Below are 23,554 nucleotides of genomic sequence, written 5' to 3'. Positions count from 1 at the left end.
GCACAATCTGGTGGTACTTGAGGGGGAGGTGGACATTCACTTCCGCAATCAAAAAATATGGTGCGACAGAGGATATTCTGTCCGCTTGCTACAGAAACAACGTTTATTCTTGCCGAGATAATCACCGAGTGATGAGCGACATGATGAGGATTTCAAAGAGGATTAACCTGCTCTCGACGGAGAAGCCATTATGACCGATTACCTAAATGTTGGTTTAGCCTTTGCGGGTTACCTGTTCATCATGTTTAAAACAGGCGAGTGGCTAGCAAGAATCATCTGGAAGCAATGGGATAAGCGCAAGAAAGAAGAGCGAAAGCAGAAGGCCATTAACGAGCTGTACGACGCCTTCAATCTGGGTGAATTAACTGAGAATGACACGATGAAGGTAGCAACCAAAAACGGTTTAACCATCATGATGTTTCGGAAGTGACCAATGCAAATCGATATGGTCAAGAATGCCGGTGGCGTTTTTGTTCCAGCGTTCGATCATGACTTACCCAGGTTAACCAAGTTCAAAAACGGCGAGATGTACACCGCCGACATTAAGCTAACTCGAAACCCCGCATTCCATCGAAAGATGTTCGCCTTCTTCAACTTCTGCTTTGCTCACTGGGCAGCAGAGAGCGCCGGTTATGAATTCACAGACGAATATACCCAGAAAAAAGAATTCAGGAATAACCTGACTATTCTGGCTGGATTTTTTGACGTCGTGACAACCATCAAAGGCGAAACGAAGGTGAGGGCAAAGAGCTTGGCTTACGCGAACATGGAGCCTGACGAGTTCGAACGCTGTTACAACGCAATGGTTAACGCCGCAATAAAACACCTGTTCGGGCGCACGACTGACCAGAACATTATCAACCAACTTTATAGCTACTTCTAAGGTCGGACATGAAAATTACAGACCAAGAAATCCTAACAAGCATATTCCATGAGACAGCAAAGAAACTTCCATACTTCGCGACAAATAACTATTTCGGGAATCGGCGTGGGCTGGGTAGTACAGATGAGTGGTCGCAGCGTTATGCGACGCAAATATGCACCGCTTATCGAGAAAACGTTCTTAAATTGGGGTTGGGTAGCTCCCAGTCAATGCTTCGCATCAGGAAGTTAGCTTCTGAAGGTCACTTAGTTGCAGAGAAAGTTCGCCCCGGACAATCGTTTTACTTCTCTTTGCCAAAAAGTGAAACAAAGCCAATGTTTGAGAGAACGATAGAACTACTGGCTAACGGTGGAATCACAAAAGAACCGGTCAGCGCCGTGGGATTTGATGAGTTAGCGGCGAATATCACTGAGATGCTGGTCATTGAGTTCGGTGACAAGGGGAGGGTGGCAGCATGAGAAACCAATTTTCAATTCTCACAACTATTCGCTGCATTTTTACTGGGCATAACTTCCAGCACGTAAGCCATCGGCATAATGGAATTCACTATCTCTGCCCAAGGTGCGGAATGTATCTGTGGAGGCCAATGGATAGTCAGGCCGCAAGCTCACTCCATGTGGAGAAGTCTAATGGCGCAAAGAAGCAGCACGCAAATCGCACTAGATAATCTCAAATTCAAAGTATCCCACCGAACCAAGCCAACCAAACAAATCCCTGCCAGCGAAATACCCACATATGACGCCATCTATCCGTTATTAGCTAAACGCTGGCTAAGACTCAGGAGTAGAAAGAATGCTTGAACTACAGCGATCCGTCTGCGCGTTCTGCCGCGCAACGCTAAAGCCCGATGAAGTTTATTCGTGTGATAAGTGTGATCAGGAAAACGCTTCAATAGAAATGCTGGAGGAAGATGATGGTGATTGAAATTATTGCAGTTACTGCGCTGGGGGTTTCCCTTATTCCGGCAGGCCTACTCTCATACATCTGGTGGAGGATTATCCGTGGCTAATTTACGCAAAGAGGCTAGAGGCCGCGAGTGCCAAGTTAGGTTGCCGGGCATCTGTAACGGGAATAACGAAACCGTAGTGCTGGCCCACTACCGGCTGTCGGGGATATGCGGTACCGGAATCAAACCGCCTGACCTTTTCGGCGCATGGTGCTGTTCTGCGTGCCATGACGAAATAGACCGGCGTACGCACATCATGGACATAGAGAGTGCGCACCTGGCTCACCTGGAGGGAATGGTAAGAACACAGGCAATTCTACTGTCGGAGAATAAGGTGAAGATATGACCGAATATCACATAGACCTACCCTGGCCGCCCAGTGTTAACACCTACTGGCGACACTCAAGGGGAAGGCACTACATCAGCGAGAAAGGCACCAAATACCGGCAAGCAGTAATCGATACCATCAAACAGCTCAACCTCGACATCAACACCTCCGCACGACTCAAAATATCAATATCAGCACACGTACCAGACCGCCGCCGCCGTGACTTAGACAACCGGCAAAAGGCCGTCTTTGATTCGCTGGTGCATGCGGAATTTATGCGGGACGACGAGCAGATAGATGATTTCAGAGTTAGGCGGCAGCCGATTGAAAAGGGTGGACGTTTATCAATATCCATTACTGAACTGGAGTAAAGCATGAAATACACAGACCCATTCCACACGCTCCCTCAGTACAAAGACAAAACCCAATTACTCAGAACATGGAAGATATCCAGAAGAGTTATCACGCCAGGGCAGCAAGTTTGGACAAAATACCTTTTGATGCTTTGGGGGCGACATTTAGGTGGGGATGACTCACACGAACTGGATGGCGGTCAAAACGTAATTGGACGGCTAATGGTTAGAACCGCATGGAGCGCTGATAGGTCAGATCAAATAATCAGGATTGTGAAAATGCTGCATGAAGATGGCTTACGAGGTGATGAGCTTTATCGTCGTTCGCGGGAATTAGCACTACCTGAAACCTCAGCAAGCAACATCATCGCTCTCGCCAAAGAATCAGATGATGCCGCTTTTGTTGAAAAGGTCATGTGTAAAGCACTGAATAAAGCCAGTCCAATGAGGGCATACGCTATTAAACGATATTGTGATCGCAAGTACCCGCAAATATTGAAGCGTGAGTTAGTTCGCCTTACTGGGTGCAGTGACAAGGAGGCCAGAAACCGCGTTGAGTGGTGCGAAGAAATACTGGAAGTAGAAATGTTTTATGCATTTAAACGTGAAATGGAGAATGAATTTCTAATTAATTGCCATTAAATAGAAAAATAGCACTAATTGCTAAGGTGGATGGGCAATCAACGTGTAGTATTTCGGTTAAGCTCGGACGTCAAAGGCGAAGAGCGGTGATGTAGTTAAGTCACCAAAACAAAGAAGCCTCGGTTAATCGCCGGGGCTTTTTGCTTTCTACATTCGCATGGGTGCTGTCGTGTCACGTTAGACGCGTGCAATTTAAACGGAGGTGCCTCTGGGCAGCATCCAGCCGAATGTGGAACTCTGAAAAGTTACAGGACGAAACGTACGAGGCTAATACCCTCAGTTCCACATACCAACTTTTAAGGCTGCCAATTTGGTGGCCTTTTTTATTTAGCCCGCCGTCAGCGCCAATCACCCTCAAGCAAACTCCGTGTCTGAATGGATCACGGCGGCAGGGCTATTCCCTACACAACAGCATACGAACCCGACATACGCCGGGATTAATTTCCCCAATGGGGAGGCAGGATATGAAAATGCACAACTCCCCAGATGTATGGACGCTGATAGTGACGTGGGTAGCAGAGCACAGAGGTGAATTACTGAGTGCCTTGGTTGCTGCGATTATGGCTTTGCTGCGCGGCTGGTATGCGGGCGGCGGGCGGACACAACGAATGCTTGATGCTGCGATGTGCTCAATCATTGCTTGGTTCCTAAAAGACATCTTTGTGCTGCTCAGTATCGACCAAGGTTGGGCAATGGTATCGAGCGTATTTATCGGTTACCTCGGCACTGACTATATCGGTTCGGTGCTTAAGCGCATCGTTGGCAACAAGACAGGGGCAGGCAATGCAAACCAATAAATTTAGCCAGCGCAGTGAAAATAACTTAAAAGGCGTTAACCCGGCATTGGTGAAAGTCGTTCGCCGTGCGCTGGAGTTATCGCCTGTTGATTTCGGCGTAACTGAGGGGCTTCGAACTGTAGAGCGACAAAAAGAGCTGGTAGCCAAGGGTGCCAGCCAGACCATGAATAGCCGCCATATTACCGGTCACGCTATCGACGTGTTTGCATACCCAACAGCGAGTGGATCGTGGGAGTGGAAATACTACGAGCAGATAGCAGGGGCATTCAAACAGGCTGCGAAAGAGGTTGGCGTTCCTATCGAGTGGGGCGGTAACTGGAAGACACTGAAAGACGGGCCTCACTTCCAACTGCCATCTAAAGACTATCCGGCATGAATCGGGTAACGGCAATACTCATTGCTGTGGTTGTGGCACTGCTATTCGGTGTGACCTATTACCAGGGGAAAGTAACCGTCCTTCAGCGTGATGTGGCAGAAATAACCGCAGTAGCCAATCAGCAGAAAAAAGACATTCAGCTAATCGAAGCCCAGCGACAAGCAGTAGCCGCTATTGATATCAAATACACCAAGGAACTAGCAGATGCCAAATCTGAAAACGAGCGCCTTCGTGCTGATATCGCTTCTGGCACTAAGCGGTTGCAGCTCAACGCCATTTGCACAAAGCCAGTGTCCAAAACCACCGGCCCCGCCAGCGTCCCTGATGATGCCAGCGCCAGACTTACTGAGTCCGCTGAGCGGGATTATATCAGTCTCAGAGAGCGCATCGGAATTGCAACCAGCCAAATAAACGGCTTGCAGGCGTATATCAATAACGTGTGCCTGGCTAAGTAGAATTCCCCCGACAAGGAATAGATAGCTTCTCTCGATGGAGGTGATCGCCTGTTTCACTGGGCCTATCTTGCTGACGGGTAAGCCGTAAGTGGTGTAGCAACTCTGTGAAGACGTGGCAAAGCTGCGAACAAAAACTAAACCAGAAGAAGGAATAGAAGAATGCTGACATTGAAAATAGTGAGTCATACCGGCAATGAAATTCTGAAAGAGATTGCAGATCCAGAGTTCAAGCGCAACGAGAACACAATCTATTTCACTGACCAGAAAGGTGAGAGCGACAAACTCACTTTGAATGAAGGCGAAACATCAGATAGCCATGACACGGCTTATGTAATGAATGAATGCGGAGCAACGGTTAGCACTTGGCATTACAAATCAGCGCTGGTGAGAGGTTTAAGTAGCATTCATCAACACACGTTCATACCAAGATCTAGCTGTCGCTGACATTACAGCAGGCATTTACGAGTGCCTGTGATAATGCCAACCAACGGAGACAATTATGTCTGAACAAATAACCGGACTTACACCAATACAAGCCAGTCGATTAGAAATTCTCCGGCTGGTAATGAAAGACACCGCGGCGGCCCAGAAAGCTATCGACTTCATTAAAGATGATCCGCTTAAACAAGAGTTATTTAAAGACCAATACGCACTCGCTGCGAATGAATCTGGTCTTGTATCCAGAACAGAGAAAGCAATCAAAGAGTGCCAAGAGGCGCTATCACTATTCGACTAAATTCAATTGAGGTAATCATGAATAACAACTGGCCAGCTTATACGGGCAACAATGAGATTGTTAATGCCATTGATATCACCTCGGTTAAGCAGTTGGATACCGGTTACGGTGAAATCAAACCAACGAACAGCTTCCCGGTAGTGACTGTTACCGACGATTTCATGCAGCAATACCGGCCGGTGGCTACAGGTTACCTAGTGAGTCGTACCGGTGGCCCGATGTTCTACATGAGCAAGTCAGCGTTTGAAGCAGTGTACACCAAAAATGGCACCGGGGCGGCCTGGGCAGACATCACCGGAAAGCCTTCTACGTTTGCACCAGTGATTGGCACAACCGTAACTACAGCAATGGCCGGTAACAAGGTACCGACATCAACCGATCGCGGTGGCGTACTGCAGCAAACAGCTATTGTTGCCATCACTGACTCATCTGGTGGCACATCAGGCGGTAACACTGTAGCAGCAGTTCCGGCCGCTACCGCGGCAACAACTGACGCCACGGCCGCATCACTGACATCTACTAACGCAGCTATCACTGCCATCAAGAACGACTTCGCCACGTTATCGGCTAAGTACAACGCATTGCTGGCTGCTGTGAAGGCTTCCGGTGTTACTGCATAACCAATTACACAGCCTATTCACTGAGTGGGCTGGATAATGAGTTAACGAGGATAGAGAGATGGCAGCACCAAAGGGTAACCGATTCTGGGAGGCCCGCAGTAGTCATGGGCGCAACCCGAAGTTTGAATCGGCTGATGCTCTCTGGGCGGCCTGTTGTGAATATTTCGAATGGGTGGAAGCTAACCCATTATGGGAGATGAAAGCATTCGCCTATCAGGGAGCAGTAACGCAAGAGCCGATTGCAAAAATGCGAGCCATGACCTTAACGGGGCTTTGCTTGTTCCTCGATATCGCCGATAGCACATGGCAGACATTCCGGGTTCGTGAAGATTTATCGGTGATCACTACGCGAGCCGAGAAAGTCATCTACGACCAGAAGTTCTCCGGGGCAGCAGCCGACCTTCTTAACGCAAACATCATCGCCCGTGACTTGGGCCTCAAAGAGCAGTCGCAAGTTGAAGACGTGACACCTGATAAGGGAGATCGCGATAAGCGCCGCTCTCGCATCAAGGAGTTATTCAACCGTGGAAATGGATACGATTCTTGATGAGTTGACAGAAGACGAGCAAATAGAATTGCTTGAGCTTCTTGAGGAAGAGAACCACTACCGCAATACCCATCAACTTTACGACTTCAAACCATATGGAAAACAACGCGAATTCATTGATTCTGGCGGCGAGTATCCAGAGCGCTGCTTCATGGCAGGTAACCAGCTTGGCAAGTCATACACTGGCGGCGCTGAGGTGGCATTCCATCTAACTGGGCGTTATCCAGGCACAACTGGATACCCTGATGATGGTGCTTATGGTGGCAAGTGGGAAGGTAAGCGATTCAACGAGCCAGTTGTGTTCTGGGTTGGTGGTGAGACTAACGAAACCGTAACCAAAACTACACAGCGTATTCTTTGTGGCCGTATTGAAGAAAACGACGAGCCAGGTTACGGGTCAATCCCTAAAGAAGACATCATTAGCTGGAAGAAATCACCATTCTTTCCGAACCTTGTTGATCACCTTCTGATTCAGCATCACACAGCTGATGGCGTGGTTGATGGCGTTTCTATCTGCTACTTCAAACCATACTCGCAAGGCCGTGCTCGTTGGCAGGGTGATACCATTCATGGCGTCTGGTTCGATGAGGAACCTCCGTACAGTATTTATAGTGAAGGGTTAACTCGTACCAATAAATATGGGCAGTTCTCACTACTGACGTTCACCCCTTTAATGGGTATGTCTGACGTTGTAACCAAGTTTCTTAAAAACCCAAGCAAGGCACAAAAGGTTGTCACAATGACAATCTACGATGCCGACCACTACACTGATAGTCAGAAAGAGCAAATCATTGCCTCTTACCCAGAGCATGAGCGCGACGCTCGATCTCGCGGTATCCCAACAATGGGTAGTGGGCGCATCTTCCAGATACCTGAAGAAACTATCAAGTGCCAGCCGTTCGAATGCCCTGACCACTTCTATGTTATCAATGCCTGTGACTTTGGGTGGGATCACCCACAAGCACAGGTGCAACTGTGGTGGGATAAAGACGAGGATGTCATTTACGTTTCCAGAACTTGGAAGCAGAAAGAGAAGACGGCGACTGAAGCATGGAGCGCAGTTAAAGCATGGAACCAGAAGATCCCCACAGCATGGCCTCATGACGGCAATCAACATGAGAAGGGCGGCGGCGAACAGTTAAAAGAACAGTATGCCGACGCTGGATTCATGATGCTGAAAGACCATGCGACATGGCCCGATGGCGGCAATGCTGTTGAGCCAGGCATAGTTGAAATAAGGGACATGATGCTTGAAGGAAGATTCAAAGTGTTCAATACATGTGAGCCATTCTTCGAAGAGTTCCGACTTTATCACCGAGACGATAACGGGAAGATAGTTAAGCTGAATGACGACATTCTTTCTGCTGTCCGCTACGGATACATGATGCGCCGTTTCGCCAAGATGATGCGCGACATTAAAAAACCTAAAGAGAAAAAACTCCCCGCACCGATTAAACCAATTCAACGAAGAGGCAGATGATGGCCGATGATAATAAATTGCTGGCGATCCTGACCTCATTTGATCGGGATTGGACGGCAAGCGATGAGGCGCGGACTGAAGCGGCTAACGATTTATTCTTTAGTCGTGTATCGCAATGGGATGACTGGTTATCTAATTACACAACCCTACAGTATCGCGGACAGTTCGACATTGTTCGCCCGGTGGTTCGTAAGCTGGTTGCAGAGATGCGCCAGAACCCAATTGAAGTGATGTATAAGCCAAAGGATGGAGCCGACCCTGATGCCGCTGACATTCTCATGGGCATGTATCGTACTGACATGCGTCACAACTCAGCAAAGATTGCCGTTAACGTAGCAGTACGTGAGCAGCTTGAGTGTGGTGTCGCAGCGTGGCGGCTGGTTACCGACTACGAAGATCAAGACCCGACCAGTAATAACCAGGTGATCCGCCGCGTTCCGATTCATGAGGCATGTACCCATGTGATATGGGACTGCAACAGCAAGATGATGGACAAGTCCGACGCCCACCACGTTACGCTAATTAACGCAATGAGCATTGAGGGGTGGGAGGCATTCGCTGAAGAGGAAGGGATTGACCCGGAAAACTACCCAGACTTTCAAAACCCCGACACTGATTGGGTGTTCACCTGGACAAACAAAGATGTCGTTTATGTCGGTGAGCACTACGAAGTAAAGGAAGAGAAAGAACGGGTGTTCATCTATGAGCAGCCTGTTACCGGGCAGATGGTCAGCTATTACAAGCGCGACATCAAAGACGTTATTGATGACCTAGCAGAAGCTGGTTACATCAAGGTTGGCGAGAAGAAGATAACGCGTCGCCGAGTGTATAAGTATCTGGTTACTAACTCAGCAATGCTGAAAGGCCCGATTGATATCGCCGGTCAGCACCTTCCTGTTGTTCCGGTATTCGGCGAATGGTCATTTGTCGGTGATAAAGAAGTTTATGAGGGTGTTGTGCGCCTAGCTAAAGATGGTCAACGCTTACGCAACATGATTATGAGCTTCAACGCTGACATAGTTGCCCGATCCCCACGCAAGAAACCAATATTCTGGGCTGAGCAGATCGCTGGCTATGAGCACATGTACAACTCAGAAGATGAGTATCCGTATTACCTGATGAACCGCACTGATGAGAGTAGCGGGGATTTGCCAGTTCAACCAATTGGCTACATAGATAACCCAGAAGTACCACAGGCTAACGCCTACATGCTTGAGGCCGCTACCGCAGCAGTCAAAGAGGTGGCCAGTCTTGGTGTGGATACCGAGGCCGCTGGTAGCCAAGTGGCATTCGACACAATCAATCAACTCAACGCACGCTCAGACATGGAGACTTATGTCTTCCTTGACAACTTATCAACAGCGATGAGACGTGACGGTGAGATTTACGCCTCAATGGTCAACGACATCTATGACGTTCCACGCCAGGTTATGATGACCATGCCAGATGGCACCGAGAAGGATGTCGAAGTCCTCAATCAGGTTGTCGATTATCAAACAGGGCAAGTGGTGACGCTTAATGATGTTCGTGGGCGCTACGAAACTTACACCGACACTGGCCCGTCATTCCAAAGCATGAAGAGTCAGAACCGGGCAGAAATTCTTGACCTGATGGGCAAGGTTCAGCCAGGTACTCCAGAGTATCAAATGTTGCTGCTTCAATACTTCACTCTGCTGGATGGCAAAGGTGTTGAGATGATGCGCGAGTACGCTAACAAGAAACTCGTAATGATGGGACTCAAGAAACCTGAAACCCCTGAAGAGGAGCAGATGGTTGCAGAGGCTCAGCAGCAACCGAAAGAACCAAGTCCGGAAGATAAGCTCGCCCAGGGCGCATTGTTAACTGGCCAAGCAGACCTGCAGAAAGCTATGAATGACGAGCAACGCATTCAAGTTGATGCAATGAAAGCGCAAGCAGACATTCAACTCTCCAATGCCAAGATTGCCGAGATACTTGCATCGGTAGATCTCGATAAGCAGAAGGAGGTTAGATCAATGCTGGAGCTATTAGGCCAATTCCAACAGAAGCAGACTGATAACGCCAGAGCTGATGTTGAGTTGCTTCTTAAGGGAGCAAGCCAAACACACACCCGCCGCATGGATTTAACCAAGATCATGCAGCAAGCAAATCAACCTTCCGGCAGAGCAGCCGAGATTCCTCAATAAGAGAGAGCTAAACATGTACGATACCAACGAAATTCAGGCTTCTGAAGAACAACTCCTGCCCGGCGTTAAAGCGGCGGCATCCGCTGAAGGCTTGCCAATCGATAATGCCATCGATGGCGAAGGGCAAGAAGATGGCTTCGAGATTGTCCTGAAAGACGATGAGAAACCAAAACAAGACCCGGCAACTAACGCGCAATTTGCAGCTAAACGCCTAGAGCGCAAGCGTCAACGCGAGCTTGAGCAGCAGATGGAAGCCGTTAAGCGCGGCGAGGTGCCGGAGAACCTGCGGGTTACTCCTGATCTACCAAAACAGCCAGACGTTAATGACTTCCTGTCAGATGAAGCGCTGGCGAAGTACGACTATGACCAGTCTCGCGCACTTGCAGCATTCAGCGCCGCCAATAGTGATTGGCAAGTTAAGGCTATGGATGCTCGCAGTAATGGCGTAGCTGAGCAAGGCCGCAAGATTCAGGAGTACACCCAGCAATCAGCGCAATACGCCGAGGCTGCCCGTAAGCACTACGACACAGCGGAGAAACTAAACCTTCCTGATTATCAGGATAAAGAAGACGCGTTCATGAGCTTGGTCCCACCTCAAGTGGCGGCTGACATCATGGTGCTATTCCCTGAGAAATCCGCTGCCATGGCTTATCACCTGGGTGCTAACCCAGAGAAAGTGCGCCAACTTTTGGCAATGAACGGGCAGCAAGCGCTGATTGAGCTCACTCGACTATCAGAACGTTTAACTCTCAAGCCACGCGGTAAACAACGCTCCGACGCTCCAGAGGCTGATACCGGAATAAAAGGATCAGTCACGGCGGCTAACGTCGATGCATTGCAAAAGCAAATCGATAAGGCCGCATCAGCGGGCAATACGGAACTTTACCGCAAGCTAAAATCACAGCTTAAAGGAATCAAATAATGGCTCTTAATGAAGGTCAAGTAATCACGTACATGGTTGATGAAATTATCGAAACCGTGGAAAACCTCACGCCGATGGCTCAGCGCGTTGAGAAATATCAACCACCAGGCAATGACATGCAGCGCTCTCAAAACACTGTATGGATGCCGCTGGAACAAGAAGCACCCACTCAGACCGGTTGGGATTTGACAGGGCAGGCGACAGGTATTCTGGAACTGTCTGTTAAGTGTAACCTTGGCGTGCCAGATAACGACTTCTTCTCGCTTCGTGCTGATGATCTGCGTGATGAGCGATCCCTGCGCCGTCGTATTCAGGCATCAGGTAAGAAATTAGCGAATAACGTAGAGACAGCAATTGCCCAGCAAGCTGTTGATATGGGTTCTCTGGTTGTTACCAGTTCTGACGCAATTGGCACCGGCACCACTGGCTGGGACTTTGTTGCAGATGCTGAAGAATTGGTATTCTCTCGAGAGCTGAACCGTAGCGCTGGACTGAGCTACTTCTTCAACCCGAAAGATTACAAAGGTGCAGGCCATGATCTGGCGAGCAAAGACTTCTTTGGTCGCATCCCTGAAGATGCCTATAAATCAGGCACTATTCAGAAACAGGTCGCTGGCTTCAATGATGTTCTTCGTTCACCAAAGCTGCCAACCCTAACCGCTTCCACAGCTACCGGCCTGACAGTTTCCGGTGCTCAGTCATTCAAACCGCTGGCATGGACAGCTGACGCAGACGGTAACCGTGAGAACGTGGATAACCGTACTGCTGTTGTTGTGCTAAGCGCTGGCACTGGTCTGAAACGTGGCGATAAGATTTCATTCACTGGCGTTAAGTTCTTGGCGCAGATGGCAAAAAACGTACTGACTCACGATGCAACGTTTACCGTTGTTGCTGTGAATGGTGCGAACGTGACCATTTCACCTAAGCCTATCGCATTGAGTGATGTGACTCTGACCCCAGAGCAGAAAGCTTATGCAAACGTGAACACCACGCTTGCCAACGCAATGACGGTGAACATTCTGAACACCACCACCACGGCGACTAACGTGTTCTGGGCCGATGACTCTATCCGCCTAGTATCCCAGCCTATTCCAATCAACCATGAGTTGTTCTCCGGCATGAAAACCCAGAGCTTCAGTGTCCCGAGCGTTGGCTTGAATGGGGTTGTTGCTTACCAGGGTGATATCAGCACGTTAACCGGTAAGTGTCGTATTGCTCTGTGGTATGCAGCATGTGCTGTACGACCTGAAGCAATCGGCGTTGGCCTGGCTAATCAGGCATAACAAATAGGGGCTTCGGCCCCTTTTTTATTTGGAGTAGAACATGACACAGATGGTATTTCGCCATGGCGACACTAAAAAATGGAAAGGCATTGGTTATGACTTTGAGATCATCAGCGCTGATGAAGTTGGTGAGTATCTAGATGCTGGATGGGTTGCACACCCGGATGAGTTGTTAAAATCATCTGCTGAGCCTGAGCCTGAGCCTGAGCCTGAGCCTGATACCCCAAAGAAAACCCGCAAAAAGGCGGCAACTGATGAACCTAACGACTAAAGGTGATCTGGTAAATAACGCGTTGCGAAAAGGAACGATTGCTTCTGATGCAACGCTAACTGATGTGGAGCCACAATCCGTAGCTGATGGGTTGCTTGACTTAGAGATGATGATGGCAGAGTGGTTAATCACTACTGATCTAGGTATCGATGTTGGGTATATCTTCAGTGATGACGGGGTGGAAGTTGCACCGGAAGATCCTCATGGGTTGCCTGCCTACGCGCTGAATGCAGTCATCCTAAATCTTGCTCTGCGTATCCTTCCTGACTACGCGATCGAAGGCTCACCATCTCTTGTAACAAAGGCGCGCTTTGGCAAGGAAACATTAATCAAATCGATGTTCAAGCAACGCACATCAAAACTACGCTATCGAAACCGCGTTCCTATTGGTTCTGGCAACCGGTACCCAAACTGGATAGGCGTCCATTTTTTCCATAACAAGGAAGAAGATAATGCCGACGACACAACTCCCTCTAGCTAAAGGGCTGGGCAAAGACTTCCGCAATGCTGACTACGTTGACTTACTGCCGGTGAACATGCTGGCGACGTCAAAAGAAGTATTGAATGCTGCTGGTTATCTGCGCTCATTCCCCGGCATAGACAAACGTTCTGATGTTGCTGGTGTATCGCGTAATGCTCAATTTAATGCATCACAAAACGCCGCCTATCGCGTTTTAGGCGATAATATTTACCGCGGCAATACTTCAATTGGGAATGTCTCTGGTTCTGGGCGGGTCAGTATGGCATTCAGTGCAACAAGTCAGGCGGTAGCCGCCAACGGTGCGATGACGCTCTATCGTTATGATGAGACAGTCAAAACACTCAGCAACTGGCCTGACGGGGACTTTGCCCAATATGACATTGGGAGTGTTCGTGATATTTGCCGGTTGAGAGGTCGGTATATTTGGGTAAAAGATGGTACTGGAACTTTTGGTGTCACAGATTTAGAAGATGAATCACATCCTGACCGATTCCGTCCTTTCTATGCTGCTGAGTCCCAGCCTGACGGCATCCAAGGCTGTGCGGTATGGCGTGATTTTGTAGTGATGCTTGGCACGTCAACGATTGAATATTTTTCACTTACCGGATCAACTGATTCATCGTCTGCTATCTACGTTGCTCAACCGTCACTAATGGTTCAAAAGGGGATTGCCGGAACGTATTGCAAAGCAATATTTGCAGATACCCTAGCATTTGTTAGTCATCAGGCAACTGGTGCCCCATCAATCTATATGGTGAGTTCAGGTCAGGCGGTTGCCATTGCCTCGGCATCGGTTGAGAAAATACTTCGCGAATATACCGCTGATGAATTATCGACTGGTGTTATGGAGGCGCTCCGTTTTGATGCTCATGAGTTATTAATAGTTCATCTTCCGCGCCATGTATTGTGTTACGACGCATCAGCAAGCAAGAATGGCCCTCAGTGGTGCATCCTGAAAACAGGGTTTTCTGATGATGTTTACCGAGGTATTGATTTCATATTTGAAGGTAATCAGATAACTGTCGGTGATAAGTTGGAACCAGTTACAGGGTCGTTGAAGTTTGATCTATCCAGCCAATATAACGCGCAGTCAGAACACCTTCTCTACACTCCAATGTTCAAAGCCGACAACGCCAGAGTGTTCGATTTTGAGCTTGAGTCGGCTACAGGTGTATCTCAGTTTGCAGAGCGGTTGTTTATCTCAGCAACAACAGACGGGTCAAACTACGGGCGAGAGCAATTGATATCTGCTAACGCTCCATTTAAATATGATAAGCGCGTCCTGTGGCGGCGAGTAGGTAGAATTCGCAAGAACATTGGTTTCAAGATAAGAGTGATAACAAGCTCTCCAGTGACGCTATCAGACTGTAGTGTAAGGATAGAATAATGGCAGACTCAGACTTAAACACCCCGGTCACCATATCTAACACCCGCATTGATGCCTCTATCCTTCCTTCAAACTTTTCTCAGGCATATTTCCTCTACGTCATACAGCAGAATACTGACTTAAGTAATGTGGCTGGAAAAGCGAATGAGGCAAGTCAGGGGGCTTATGATGCACAGCAGCAGAATGACCAGCAGAATGTCACACTGGAAAACCACGAAACAAGGATCACCGCTAATGCGCTAGCTATTTTCGGTCTGACGGTAAGGGTGATTGATGCTGAGGCGGCAATAACGTCAATCCAAGTGAATGTCGCTACTTTAACTACCCGCGTAACGACTGTGGAGGGAGCGGTAACAGCTCTGGATGCAAGAGTTACTACGATCGAGGGTGATTATCTATCTAAGTCAGCAGCAGTTAATCAAGTAATTCAGTCCGGTGGTGGTTCGCTAATTGTTGGAACGATAGCCACTCCAACGACTGACAAAATACAATCGTCCGATTCAGTGAATGCATTGGTTTCCTACAAAGTGGCGGGGCTTAAAGTTATTGGGCCGCGTGAAACCGGATGGATGGCATCTACCGGTACCGCTCTTAAATCTGCATTCAACGCCAACCTTGCATTCCCCACTGGCACTACATACTCACAAGCTGAAATTACAGCGCTGGCTAATGGATTAATTGCCGCTAGACAGCGCATTAAAGCGCTTGAAGATGCGATGCGCACTCACGGTCAAATCAACTAATTTAGAGAACCCCTCATGGAATTACGAACAATCCCCGACTTGGGGCGGCTTCGTGCATTCCTAAATAACCCAGATATCACAGGAAACATTGTCGATCACGGCAGTGAATACCTCATTAAGCCAGATGCTTTGTATCTCGGAATATATGAGGGGCTTCTTCTGGTAGGCGTGCATGAGGTTAGAACTTTCTGGCATAGCGTCGTTGAGTGCCACGCAATATATGACCCCGGATTTCGGGGGAAATACGCCCTTGATGGCCACAGGTTATTTTGCCGCTGGTTACTTGAAAACTCCCCCTTCACAAACTCAGTAACGATGGTTCCCGACTCAACGAAATATGGACGAGCGCTTATCAGACTGCTCGGGGCTGAGCGTATCGGTCATCTGGACGATGCATACATTAGTAACGGCAAGCCGGTTGGCGTGACGCTATACCAGCTTAAGCGAACCCAATATGAGGATTTTCTTCAATGTTAATTTTTCAACTAATGAGCAAGGTTCGTGACCGCGCCGTTTACTGCAAAGGTGGTGGTGGCGATAACGGAGCTGGAGCACAGGCTGATGCTATAAATAGGCAAACTGATTTACAGCGCCAGCAATGGCAAACTGTGATGAATAACCTTGCCCCATTTACGCCAATGGCACAGCAATACGTTAATCAGCTTCAGGGGCTTTCAACACTTGAAGGTCAGAACTCAGCGCTGCAAGGCTATTACAACTCAGGCCAATACAAAGGACTGGCAGATCAAGCACGATATCAACAGCTAGCAGGTGCTGAAGCGACTGGTGGACTTGGGTCTACTGCAACAAGTAATGGTCTAGCGACTATCGCTCCGCAACTGGGGCAAAACTGGCTTGGTGGTCAGATGAATAATGCCCAGAACTTAGCAAATATTGGGCTTGGAGCTTTGCAGGGTCAGGCTAATGCTGGGCAATCCTATGCTAATAACATGGGTTCCATTTATCAGCAACAGGCATCGCTATCCGCTGCAAATGCTAACAAGCCGTCAAGTATGCAGACTGGGTTAACAGGCGCTCTTGGTGGTGCTTCGGCAGGCATGGCTATTGGCGGCCCGTGGGGGGCAGCAATTGGCGGGGGATTAGGTTTACTTGGGGGGTTATTCTAATGGCTACATGGGACCAGGGTAATTCTGGTGGGTTGCTTGCTGGTATCGGTACAAATAATTCTAATGCCCCCCAAGGTAGTGACGTTAACGCCGCGCTTTCTTTGATTCGCGATAATAACGAATTTACTCGCTCTGGAGGGAACAATATTGGACTCCAGTCGTTACAAGGTCTAGCTAGTTTAAAGCAGCAGTACCAACAAGGCCAACAGCAGGAGCGTCAGAAAGAATTCCAGCAGGCTTATGCGGGCGCTTACGCTTCTGGTGACAGAGGGGCAATGAGGAATATAGCAGCTCAATATCCTGATCAATTTGAAGCTGTGCGTAATGGTATGGGTTTTATCGACGAGGACCAGCGCAACACGATAGGAAATCTTGCATCTACTGCCAGACTAGCCGCACAAAGCCCCGAAGCTATGGGCGAGTGGTTGAAGTCTAGCGCAGGTGATTTAGCGCGTGTGGGAATTAATCCAGGCGATGTTGCAACTATGTATCAGCAGAATCCGCAAGGGTTTGGTGAATTCGCCGATCACCTTGGCCTATCAGCTCTTGGGCCAGAAAAGTATTTCGACCTTCAAGACAAGGCTGCCGGGCGGCAGATTGACAGAGATAAGCTGACGGAAACAGTTCGCAGTAATCAGGCTAGCGAGGGGTTACAGTCTCGTGGGCAGGACATCACATTGCGCGGGCAGAATATTAGTGCGCAAAACTCATCTCTCGACCGAGACATAAAGCACGCAGAGCTTCAAGATAAAGCGCTCGATCGCCAGATTTCGCGGGAAACTAATCAGGTGAAACTTGATGGCTTACGACAGCAGCAAGTGGCGAATCAACAAAAAGTAGAGGATGCGAAGCTAGCTAAGCAACAAACCGCTCAGCAAACCTACGACACCTTTAATACAGCACTGGATACCATCAAAGAGCTGAAAGAGGCTCCCGGACTTAAAAGCGCCGTTGGTATGTCATCAATGCTACCAACACGACCAGGCGGTGACGCCGCAAACTTTGAGGCAAAACTGGATACCTTCAAAGCGCAAACATTCTTGCCAATGGTTCAGTCAATGAAAGGCATGGGAGCTTTATCCGATGCTGAAGGGAAAAAGCTGACTGATGCGGTCGGTGCACTTGATCCGAAGATGAGTGAAAAAGAGTTCAGCAAATCTCTGGATAGAATTGAGGGCCAATTACGCGGGAAACTGGCTAACGCTCAGAAAACGTTTGGCGTTCCAATGCAGCAAGCTCAATCCGTACCCACCCCTGAGCAACAAGGTGGTGGCTTCTCCACTTTATGGGGTGAGTAATGGCAAAACCATGGAAAGATGTAATCGCATCTCCGCAATACCAGCAGCTACCGCCAGATCAGCAGGCCGCCGCGCAGGAGCAATACTTTAACGAGGTTGTCGCCCCTCAAGCGGGAGAACAAGCGGAGCAGGTAAAGCAAGCGTTCTATACTGCATATCCTAGAAACATCGCCCAGCCTCAGCAACAATCAGCACAGCAGCAGTCACCGTCATTCATGGATAACGTGGAGCAAGCTGGGCGCGGCCTTGCAAATATTCCATTCGATATCCTACAAGGCGGTGCCAACCTGATTAACGCAGGGGCTAGCGCGATCGGGATTGGTGATGTTCTCGACCCAGTTTACAGGCCGGTTGATAGGCCAACTGATGAGTATGCACAGATAGGCGAGACTATCGGAGGTTATTTGGTTCCCGGCGCTGGAGTTGCTGGCAATATGGCAATTGGCTCTCTGGCAGAAACCGCAAACCAGAAAGGTGACTTTGCAGAGAACGCAGCTAAAAATGCAGCGTTAAACTTGGGGTTACATGGTGTTTTATCTAGTGCAGGTAAGTTAATCAACGGCGGCGCGGGTACCGTTAAAGATGCAATATTAAAGCCGATAACCAACAGCGAAGAGGTGTCACAGCTAGCCAAAAGCAAATTGGGAAGAGATGAAATAGCGCGGCAGGCATCCAATATCACTGGTGATGTAGCAGATGCCGCCAAAGTAACTGGAGTTGATATTAATGCCCTGACTCCCGGTATGCGGTCAGGAAGCCAAGGGATCACCCAGGCAGAAGGTTCTCTTGCCTCAACGCCGGGTGATGTACAGATTGCCCACCAGAAAGCTTTCGACACGATAAAAGACCGCTTCAATAAAAGCATGGCTGATTTCGGCGCGGAGGCTGGAACCGCATCAGAAAAAAGCTCATCAATTAAGCGGCGCATCATAGATAACCTTGAAGATATGCGGGTCGCAGAAAGGAGCGCTTGGGATGAGGTTCGTTCAACTATGCCGGATACATTCGGACGAATGGCGAACGCAAGGGCAACAATTCAATCTGAGATTCGCGCTGGCGGCGCAAATATAACATCAGACATGAAGAAGCTTATCGGTATAGATTCAGGCCGAGGAGTTACCTTTGATGGGATGAAATCATGGAGAGGTAAATTTGCTGATATTGAGCAGAAAGCAATAAGGGGTGGTGAAGCCAACGCCGCAAGGGTTGCCGGGCAAATAAGGAGCGCAATCACTGACGATATGAAAGCTATGTCGCAGAAAGGTGGCTTTCTTGACGACTGGACTAAAGCTAATGACCTATCAAAAGCCAGGATCACCGCACAGAAAGAGGCTGAGGGTGTATTCGGGCGTGATTTAGCCAGCGACTCACTAATCCAGAAGGCGAGCGTATCGCTTCAAAACTCCAGCAAAGCAGGGGTTGGTGACTTCCATAAGATGATTGGTTCTCTGCCGTCTAGCGAGAGAGTAAACGCCGTAGCATCGATACTCGACGATGCTATTTCTCACGGGGTTAGAGGTGGAAAATCAGATGCCGCAGGGATGAAGAACATTGCCAACCTGCTATCAGGCCAAAACTTGAAAGCAATTGGTCGATACTCGCCTGACCTTTCCAGAATTGCCAAAGCGTATGGTGACCTAGCAAAGGCGGCATCAGCACCACAAGCATTTGTAGAGCATACCGGGAGAACTAAAAACGTTCTTGAACAACTTGACCGTGGCCTACCAAAAGCGGCACAGGTCGTACTTAATTCAATAGGTAACTCAACGTCAGGGGCCATTGTTGGTGCAACTGGAGGTGGCTTTGTGGGCGGCGCAGTGGGTGCCATTGCTGGTTCAGTGGCTAAGGGGGCAATAGAAAAACTGGCGACGTCACGAAGCGGAAGGTTTGCGATTGAAAAAGCAATACAACAAGCTGCAATAGCGGTAAAGCAGGGCGGTTCGCAAGCGGCATTACAAGCAGCCGAAAAGCGTTTTTTAAGCAATAAGGTAGCCGTTAAAGCAATAAAAGAAGCTGTTGGAAATACTGAATTTGAGAGAATGTTAAGGGCTGGAATTGTGGCAACTCTTAGCGGTATAAACGAATAGACACACCCGCTTCGGCGGGTTTTTTATTACCTGAAATCCGAGCCACGCAGTTTAACCACTGTGGGGATTACGCACGCCTGGAGTAAACCAAATGCCTGACATCATACCTAATGTTGTCGTCTCAATGCCATCTCAGTTGTTCACCATGCCGCGCAAATTTGCCGCAGTATTTGGCGGTCGAATTTATATCGGGCTTATCGACACCGATCCAACTATCCCATCAAACCAGATTCAAGTTTATCTTGAAAATGAAGACGGAAGCCTTGTTCCTGTAGAACAACCCCTTCTTATAAACGCCGGTGGCTTCCCTGTATACAATGGTCAAATAGCTAAGTTTGTGACTGTTCAGGGCCATTCACTGGCCGTTTACGACGCGCTTAATGTTCAGCAATTCTATTTCCCTAATGTTTTGAAGTACGACCCAGATCAGTTCCGACAATACCTTGACTCTCAGGGTGGGGCTGTGACGGTAGATATGTTGGGTAGTTATGAGGATGGGAAGGGTGATGAGCTTGTCGGCGTTAAACAGCCTTTAACGGGGTCTATCTCAAGAACCCAGCATAATAAGAATCAAGAAGTTATTAGCGTATTAGATTTCTGTGTTGGTGATGGAGTTACAGATGACACAGCAGGTTTACAGGCGGCTCTTAATTCCTTAGCTGCTAGATCTCCCATCACTAAAGGCGGCAATCTTCTTATCCCTAGTAATTCGGCGCTATTGATTGCAGGTGATGTAACTCTACCGGCAGGCGTAGGGCTGGTTGGACAGATTAACGGTGCTCCTCCTGTAGTAGGAACAGTGGTGAGTAATTTCATTACTAGCGGTAGTCGCATTAAGCTTTCACCTGCAGCTACAATCAAAATGGAGGGTGGCAGCTTATTACAAAACCTAATCATCCACCGTTCTACTATGGTAGGGCCAGAGCCTAACGCTGCTTCGTATGCCGGGACAGCCATCACAGTTCTTCGTGATGATATTACAGTTAAGGACATGTTGATTGTAGGATTTGCCAAGATTCTTACTAGCTTCGGCGTGGGCCGGCATACCATTGATAATGTCAAGTTTGATGGTATTGCAGGTATTGAGATAGTTAATAGTTTTGACATTTCACGTATTAGTAATTGCCATGGTTGGCCCTTTGGTACAATTAACTCGTTAAATCCTGTAACAGCGTTTGATGCCACCAATCAGAATTATAGGGCCGGTGCTGCATATCTCATTAAGAATAGTTCATGGCCTAAGTTAACTAATAACTTTAGTTTTGGCTTTTCTGGCGGTATGCGACTGGAATTGGTTCCTACAGCAACAGTCGTAGGTAACAGTATAGAGGGGTTGAGCCAAGCAGATGCACCTTATGTATTAGGCACTACTGGTTATGATATTCAATCCTGTAATGACATACTGATGGATTCAAATCATGCGGTTCACTTCGAGCACGGATGTTATATCAACTTAGCTAATAACAACGATAAAGTGCATCTAGTTAACTTTGGTGCTCGAGACTGCACTCTTAACGGCGTAGCGTTTGTAGTAGGGAGTGGCACTGTTATATCAACCACCGTTACAGGTAGAGGGCCAACCGTTACTATCAATGGTATCCGTACTGTAGCTACCTCAGGTCAAGTTATTATTGATGACTGCACTATTACTAATGTATTAAATGGCATACAAGCTAATGGCTCTTTACATGTTATAGGTAAGAACTCTTTCAACGCCTGCTCGGTTAACGTTGCGGAGACAAATCCACGTTTCTCTGTAGCCGCAGCTCCCACAATAACAATTAGCCCCAGCCAAGAAGCATTCTTTATCACTGGTACAGCAACCATATCTAATATTAATGGAACATACCATGGACACAGGGTGACGTTAACTACCAATGTGGCAATAACACTATCTAATAGCGGTAATCTGAGATTAACGGCAGCCAGCCTATCCATGCCGGGTTCAAGTTCAATCACCCTTATGTGTGAAGGCGCTTTAGGCGGTGTGACATGGCGTCAACTATCTCCTGTTATGGCTCCTGTTTAATTATTTAGGTGAGAACATTACTACGGCAGTCTTTGTCTCATCTGCCACTTTGCATCCTAATGGGTAGTTATAGTAAACATAGCCATCAGATGTGTCAGTAATTGAAGGTGTCACGGAGGGGCATGGATTTAATAGAGCCAGATCCATATTCGCTGGCGCTATTAATTTTCTCAGATTGCCTCTTTTTACATATCCCGGATAGCTATTACCATTCAGCACACCAACAAGTGAAAGCTCTGTATTCAGCGATCTTTCAACGTATATCTCAGCTTCTGGGTTATACAGTGAAGGATAATGATTATAGAATGCAAGACCAACATAGGACGGAGAGACGTGATTTATGGAAAAAAACTTACCGTTATTTTGCATCGTAATGAACGTAATCTGACTCGCGAACGTAATTATCAATACTACAGATTTTGTGATCTTACTTTTTATGTTGAAGACAAATTCTGTGAAAGAAAATATCAGAGGGGATGAAACCCAAAACGCATACCTCATCACGTTTTCAGCGCCTGAATTCCAATTTACTGTTGTCAAACAAGGTATTGCAGAAATTACTGAAATAAGCGTAAAAATAATGATATTTCTTGAATGTTCTTCTTTTATTTTTATTATTGATATTATAAGGATGATTGGTGAAAAAATTAATACTATAGGATAGAGAAGTATGGCCCCCTGATTTAAATCATAATACATTGAAATAAATCTTGAAAATGACACTAGTTCAGATCTCGCTCCACCGATAGATGCTATGAGGTTTGGCGATGAGAAATTATACAAATAGAATAGAGATGGAGTTAAAACGACAAATCCAGAAATTAAGGCATAAATTACAGTTTTAACTGCGAATTTTTTGTTTTCTATAAGCCCTTTAATTGAGCGAATATCTAGCTGTTTGAGTCCTGATATAAAGGCATACAAAAATAGTAATGCAGCTATTATCCCAAGCGGCTGATATTGAAGCGAGGCAAATGCAAAGATAAGAGAAGACGCATAAAACATTTTCCTCTTAAACACACACAATGCAATCACAATCATTGAAATGGTTATTGCTTCTGGATGCGGCCATTTTAGATAAGATATTGTTGTCTGAGATGCAAAAAGGAAGATTATAATAGTTTTATATAGCAACCTCTCTTTAATGAAAAAGAGTACAAAATAAATGGCTATTATAAAGAATAAAGTGTTTGTTAAATAAAACGCAGTTGTTGGTGATTCTGAAATTAACTTAGTAATAATTAGCGCTGGGACATTTACTAGAGGATAGAATGAGAAGTGGTATGAAAATAATTTACCGTTATTATTTGGAAAGTAGGCGCGTTCGATAAAGATAGAAACACCACAATCATTGTGCGCATCACAGTTCAATACCGGGTCATTAAATGACTGTGATTTTGACTTGAATGAATCTACAACATCTCTAGCATCTTGCTGCTCTAGGTTTGATGTGCCGTGATTTAGTAGTGACTGGCTCATCAAAATATATTCTCTGCCATCACCCCGAATTGGTGGAGTTGGATCTGTTGCAACGTGATATAAAGCGAAAAATGATGCAACAAAGAATAATATTTTCAAACCAATTGACCTAATCATGT

At 47.4% G+C, this 23,554-nt stretch carries 27 protein-coding genes; 26 read left to right on the top strand and 1 reads right to left on the bottom strand.

Features of this window, described 5'->3' with window-relative positions; translation table 11 throughout:
• Nucleotides 1-190: 190 nt before the first annotated feature.
• The 26 genes from FFE93_RS16115 (at nucleotide 191) to FFE93_RS15985 (ending at nucleotide 21,956) form a co-directional block, all read left to right on the top strand.
• Nucleotides 191-430: a DUF4752 family protein gene (locus tag FFE93_RS16115; protein ID WP_138775542.1), complete on the top strand. Its 240-nt coding sequence runs from the start codon at nucleotides 191-193 to the stop codon at nucleotides 428-430.
• 3 nt (nucleotides 431-433) lie between these two features.
• Nucleotides 434-883 (top strand): DUF1367 family protein, encoded by a 450-nt coding sequence (locus FFE93_RS16110; protein WP_038636037.1) that lies wholly within the window; start codon nucleotides 434-436, stop codon nucleotides 881-883.
• Between the two features lie 8 nt (nucleotides 884-891).
• Nucleotides 892-1,341, top strand: coding sequence for a hypothetical protein (locus tag FFE93_RS16105; protein WP_138775540.1), 450 nt, complete (start codon nucleotides 892-894; stop codon nucleotides 1,339-1,341).
• Between the two features lie 543 nt (nucleotides 1,342-1,884).
• The gene (locus FFE93_RS16095) at nucleotides 1,885-2,175 is read left to right on the top strand and encodes a DUF1364 domain-containing protein (protein WP_042562425.1); all 291 of its coding nucleotides are present in this window, start codon (nucleotides 1,885-1,887) and stop codon (nucleotides 2,173-2,175) included.
• Nucleotides 2,172-2,528 (top strand): RusA family crossover junction endodeoxyribonuclease, encoded by a 357-nt coding sequence (locus FFE93_RS16090; protein ID WP_138775537.1) that lies wholly within the window; start codon nucleotides 2,172-2,174, stop codon nucleotides 2,526-2,528. The genes FFE93_RS16095 and FFE93_RS16090 overlap by 4 nt, the downstream gene beginning before the upstream one ends.
• Before the next feature lie 3 nt (nucleotides 2,529-2,531).
• On the top strand, nucleotides 2,532-3,152 hold the full coding sequence (locus FFE93_RS16085; RefSeq protein WP_138775536.1) for a hypothetical protein: 621 nt from the start codon (nucleotides 2,532-2,534) through the stop codon (nucleotides 3,150-3,152).
• A gap of 470 nt (nucleotides 3,153-3,622) precedes the next feature.
• Complete coding sequence (locus FFE93_RS16080; RefSeq protein ID WP_229765319.1) at nucleotides 3,623-3,949, top strand: phage holin, lambda family; 327 nt, start codon at nucleotides 3,623-3,625, stop codon at nucleotides 3,947-3,949.
• On the top strand, nucleotides 3,936-4,325 hold the full coding sequence (locus FFE93_RS16075) for a M15 family metallopeptidase (RefSeq protein ID WP_138775535.1): 390 nt from the start codon (nucleotides 3,936-3,938) through the stop codon (nucleotides 4,323-4,325). The genes FFE93_RS16080 and FFE93_RS16075 overlap by 14 nt, the downstream gene beginning before the upstream one ends.
• Complete coding sequence (locus FFE93_RS16070) at nucleotides 4,322-4,780, top strand: lysis protein (protein WP_138775534.1); 459 nt, start codon at nucleotides 4,322-4,324, stop codon at nucleotides 4,778-4,780. The genes FFE93_RS16075 and FFE93_RS16070 overlap by 4 nt, the downstream gene beginning before the upstream one ends.
• A 159-nt stretch (nucleotides 4,781-4,939) precedes the next feature.
• Complete coding sequence (locus FFE93_RS16065; protein WP_138775532.1) at nucleotides 4,940-5,224, top strand: hypothetical protein; 285 nt, start codon at nucleotides 4,940-4,942, stop codon at nucleotides 5,222-5,224.
• A 55-nt stretch (nucleotides 5,225-5,279) separates the two neighbouring features.
• Entirely contained in the window at nucleotides 5,280-5,516 is a 237-nt protein-coding gene (locus FFE93_RS16060; protein ID WP_050296289.1) for a DUF2560 family protein, read from the top strand.
• A gap of 17 nt (nucleotides 5,517-5,533) precedes the next feature.
• Nucleotides 5,534-6,136, top strand: a complete 603-nt coding sequence (locus tag FFE93_RS16055; RefSeq protein WP_049606326.1) for a hypothetical protein — start codon at nucleotides 5,534-5,536, stop codon at nucleotides 6,134-6,136.
• A gap of 58 nt (nucleotides 6,137-6,194) precedes the next feature.
• Nucleotides 6,195-6,683: a DNA-packaging protein gene (locus tag FFE93_RS16050; RefSeq protein ID WP_138775530.1), complete on the top strand. Its 489-nt coding sequence runs from the start codon at nucleotides 6,195-6,197 to the stop codon at nucleotides 6,681-6,683.
• The gene (locus tag FFE93_RS16045) at nucleotides 6,661-8,163 is read left to right on the top strand and encodes a terminase large subunit domain-containing protein (RefSeq protein WP_138775528.1); all 1,503 of its coding nucleotides are present in this window, start codon (nucleotides 6,661-6,663) and stop codon (nucleotides 8,161-8,163) included. Before FFE93_RS16050 ends, FFE93_RS16045 begins: the two co-directional genes overlap by 23 nt.
• A complete protein-coding gene (locus FFE93_RS16040; RefSeq protein ID WP_138775994.1) occupies nucleotides 8,163-10,328 on the top strand; it encodes a portal protein in 2,166 nt (721 codons plus the stop codon). Before FFE93_RS16045 ends, FFE93_RS16040 begins: the two co-directional genes overlap by 1 nt.
• Nucleotides 10,329-10,341: 13 nt before the next feature.
• Nucleotides 10,342-11,250 (top strand): scaffolding protein, encoded by a 909-nt coding sequence (locus tag FFE93_RS16035; RefSeq protein ID WP_138775526.1) that lies wholly within the window; start codon nucleotides 10,342-10,344, stop codon nucleotides 11,248-11,250.
• Nucleotides 11,250-12,533 carry a P22 phage major capsid protein family protein gene (locus tag FFE93_RS16030; protein WP_138775524.1) on the top strand — a complete coding sequence of 428 codons (1,284 nt, stop codon included), beginning with the start codon at nucleotides 11,250-11,252 and terminating at the stop codon, nucleotides 12,531-12,533. The genes FFE93_RS16035 and FFE93_RS16030 overlap by 1 nt, the downstream gene beginning before the upstream one ends.
• 40 nt (nucleotides 12,534-12,573) lie before the next feature.
• On the top strand, nucleotides 12,574-12,804 hold the full coding sequence (locus tag FFE93_RS16025) for a hypothetical protein (RefSeq protein WP_138775522.1): 231 nt from the start codon (nucleotides 12,574-12,576) through the stop codon (nucleotides 12,802-12,804).
• Nucleotides 12,788-13,285 (top strand): packaged DNA stabilization gp4 family protein, encoded by a 498-nt coding sequence (locus FFE93_RS16020; RefSeq protein ID WP_138775520.1) that lies wholly within the window; start codon nucleotides 12,788-12,790, stop codon nucleotides 13,283-13,285. Before FFE93_RS16025 ends, FFE93_RS16020 begins: the two co-directional genes overlap by 17 nt.
• Nucleotides 13,257-14,672: a packaged DNA stabilization protein gene (locus tag FFE93_RS16015; RefSeq protein ID WP_138775518.1), complete on the top strand. Its 1,416-nt coding sequence runs from the start codon at nucleotides 13,257-13,259 to the stop codon at nucleotides 14,670-14,672. The genes FFE93_RS16020 and FFE93_RS16015 overlap by 29 nt, the downstream gene beginning before the upstream one ends.
• Nucleotides 14,672-15,415 carry a phage tail protein gene (locus tag FFE93_RS16010; RefSeq protein ID WP_138775516.1) on the top strand — a complete coding sequence of 248 codons (744 nt, stop codon included), beginning with the start codon at nucleotides 14,672-14,674 and terminating at the stop codon, nucleotides 15,413-15,415. Before FFE93_RS16015 ends, FFE93_RS16010 begins: the two co-directional genes overlap by 1 nt.
• A gap of 15 nt (nucleotides 15,416-15,430) precedes the next feature.
• Nucleotides 15,431-15,892, top strand: a complete 462-nt coding sequence (locus FFE93_RS16005; RefSeq protein ID WP_138775515.1) for a DUF2824 family protein — start codon at nucleotides 15,431-15,433, stop codon at nucleotides 15,890-15,892.
• Nucleotides 15,886-16,542, top strand: a complete 657-nt coding sequence (locus FFE93_RS16000) for a DNA transfer protein (protein ID WP_138775513.1) — start codon at nucleotides 15,886-15,888, stop codon at nucleotides 16,540-16,542. Before FFE93_RS16005 ends, FFE93_RS16000 begins: the two co-directional genes overlap by 7 nt.
• A complete protein-coding gene (locus FFE93_RS15995; protein ID WP_138775511.1) occupies nucleotides 16,542-17,840 on the top strand; it encodes a phage DNA ejection protein in 1,299 nt (432 codons plus the stop codon). Before FFE93_RS16000 ends, FFE93_RS15995 begins: the two co-directional genes overlap by 1 nt.
• Nucleotides 17,840-19,927: a DNA transfer protein gene (locus FFE93_RS15990; protein WP_138775509.1), complete on the top strand. Its 2,088-nt coding sequence runs from the start codon at nucleotides 17,840-17,842 to the stop codon at nucleotides 19,925-19,927. Before FFE93_RS15995 ends, FFE93_RS15990 begins: the two co-directional genes overlap by 1 nt.
• 91 nt (nucleotides 19,928-20,018) lie before the next feature.
• Nucleotides 20,019-21,956 carry a phage head-binding domain-containing protein gene (locus FFE93_RS15985; RefSeq protein WP_138775507.1) on the top strand — a complete coding sequence of 646 codons (1,938 nt, stop codon included), beginning with the start codon at nucleotides 20,019-20,021 and terminating at the stop codon, nucleotides 21,954-21,956.
• On the opposite strand, the gene FFE93_RS15980 is transcribed toward FFE93_RS15985, so the two are convergent.
• Nucleotides 21,957-23,552, bottom strand: coding sequence for a hypothetical protein (locus FFE93_RS15980; RefSeq protein ID WP_138775505.1), 1,596 nt, complete (start codon nucleotides 23,550-23,552; stop codon nucleotides 21,957-21,959).
• Nucleotides 23,553-23,554 lie beyond the last annotated feature (2 nt).

This window comes from Yersinia sp. KBS0713, from assembly GCF_005937895.2.
In the GTDB taxonomy this organism is placed as follows: domain Bacteria; phylum Pseudomonadota; class Gammaproteobacteria; order Enterobacterales; family Enterobacteriaceae; genus Yersinia; species Yersinia bercovieri.
The sequence above is the reverse complement of the archived record's forward strand: the minus strand, read 5'-3'. Positions and strand labels throughout refer to the sequence as shown.

Coding starts and splice junctions, on each gene's coding strand:
- FFE93_RS16070 (WP_138775534.1), top strand. CDS start 4,322: ATGAATCGGGTAACGGCAATACTCATTGCTGTGGTTGTGGCACTGCTA.
- FFE93_RS16105 (WP_138775540.1), top strand. CDS start 892: ATGAAAATTACAGACCAAGAAATCCTAACAAGCATATTCCATGAGACA.
- FFE93_RS16040 (WP_138775994.1), top strand. CDS start 8,163: ATGGCCGATGATAATAAATTGCTGGCGATCCTGACCTCATTTGATCGG.
- FFE93_RS16110 (WP_038636037.1), top strand. CDS start 434: ATGCAAATCGATATGGTCAAGAATGCCGGTGGCGTTTTTGTTCCAGCG.
- FFE93_RS16075 (WP_138775535.1), top strand. CDS start 3,936: ATGCAAACCAATAAATTTAGCCAGCGCAGTGAAAATAACTTAAAAGGC.
- FFE93_RS16065 (WP_138775532.1), top strand. CDS start 4,940: ATGCTGACATTGAAAATAGTGAGTCATACCGGCAATGAAATTCTGAAA.
- FFE93_RS16000 (WP_138775513.1), top strand. CDS start 15,886: ATGTTAATTTTTCAACTAATGAGCAAGGTTCGTGACCGCGCCGTTTAC.
- FFE93_RS15990 (WP_138775509.1), top strand. CDS start 17,840: ATGGCAAAACCATGGAAAGATGTAATCGCATCTCCGCAATACCAGCAG.
- FFE93_RS15980 (WP_138775505.1), bottom strand. CDS start 23,552: ATGATTAGGTCAATTGGTTTGAAAATATTATTCTTTGTTGCATCATTT.
- FFE93_RS16010 (WP_138775516.1), top strand. CDS start 14,672: ATGGCAGACTCAGACTTAAACACCCCGGTCACCATATCTAACACCCGC.
- FFE93_RS16025 (WP_138775522.1), top strand. CDS start 12,574: ATGACACAGATGGTATTTCGCCATGGCGACACTAAAAAATGGAAAGGC.
- FFE93_RS16085 (WP_138775536.1), top strand. CDS start 2,532: ATGAAATACACAGACCCATTCCACACGCTCCCTCAGTACAAAGACAAA.
- FFE93_RS16015 (WP_138775518.1), top strand. CDS start 13,257: ATGCCGACGACACAACTCCCTCTAGCTAAAGGGCTGGGCAAAGACTTC.
- FFE93_RS16035 (WP_138775526.1), top strand. CDS start 10,342: ATGTACGATACCAACGAAATTCAGGCTTCTGAAGAACAACTCCTGCCC.
- FFE93_RS15985 (WP_138775507.1), top strand. CDS start 20,019: ATGCCTGACATCATACCTAATGTTGTCGTCTCAATGCCATCTCAGTTG.
- FFE93_RS16055 (WP_049606326.1), top strand. CDS start 5,534: ATGAATAACAACTGGCCAGCTTATACGGGCAACAATGAGATTGTTAAT.
- FFE93_RS16115 (WP_138775542.1), top strand. CDS start 191: ATGACCGATTACCTAAATGTTGGTTTAGCCTTTGCGGGTTACCTGTTC.
- FFE93_RS16030 (WP_138775524.1), top strand. CDS start 11,250: ATGGCTCTTAATGAAGGTCAAGTAATCACGTACATGGTTGATGAAATT.
- FFE93_RS16005 (WP_138775515.1), top strand. CDS start 15,431: ATGGAATTACGAACAATCCCCGACTTGGGGCGGCTTCGTGCATTCCTA.
- FFE93_RS16050 (WP_138775530.1), top strand. CDS start 6,195: ATGGCAGCACCAAAGGGTAACCGATTCTGGGAGGCCCGCAGTAGTCAT.
- FFE93_RS16080 (WP_229765319.1), top strand. CDS start 3,623: ATGCACAACTCCCCAGATGTATGGACGCTGATAGTGACGTGGGTAGCA.
- FFE93_RS16090 (WP_138775537.1), top strand. CDS start 2,172: ATGACCGAATATCACATAGACCTACCCTGGCCGCCCAGTGTTAACACC.
- FFE93_RS16060 (WP_050296289.1), top strand. CDS start 5,280: ATGTCTGAACAAATAACCGGACTTACACCAATACAAGCCAGTCGATTA.
- FFE93_RS16020 (WP_138775520.1), top strand. CDS start 12,788: ATGAACCTAACGACTAAAGGTGATCTGGTAAATAACGCGTTGCGAAAA.
- FFE93_RS15995 (WP_138775511.1), top strand. CDS start 16,542: ATGGCTACATGGGACCAGGGTAATTCTGGTGGGTTGCTTGCTGGTATC.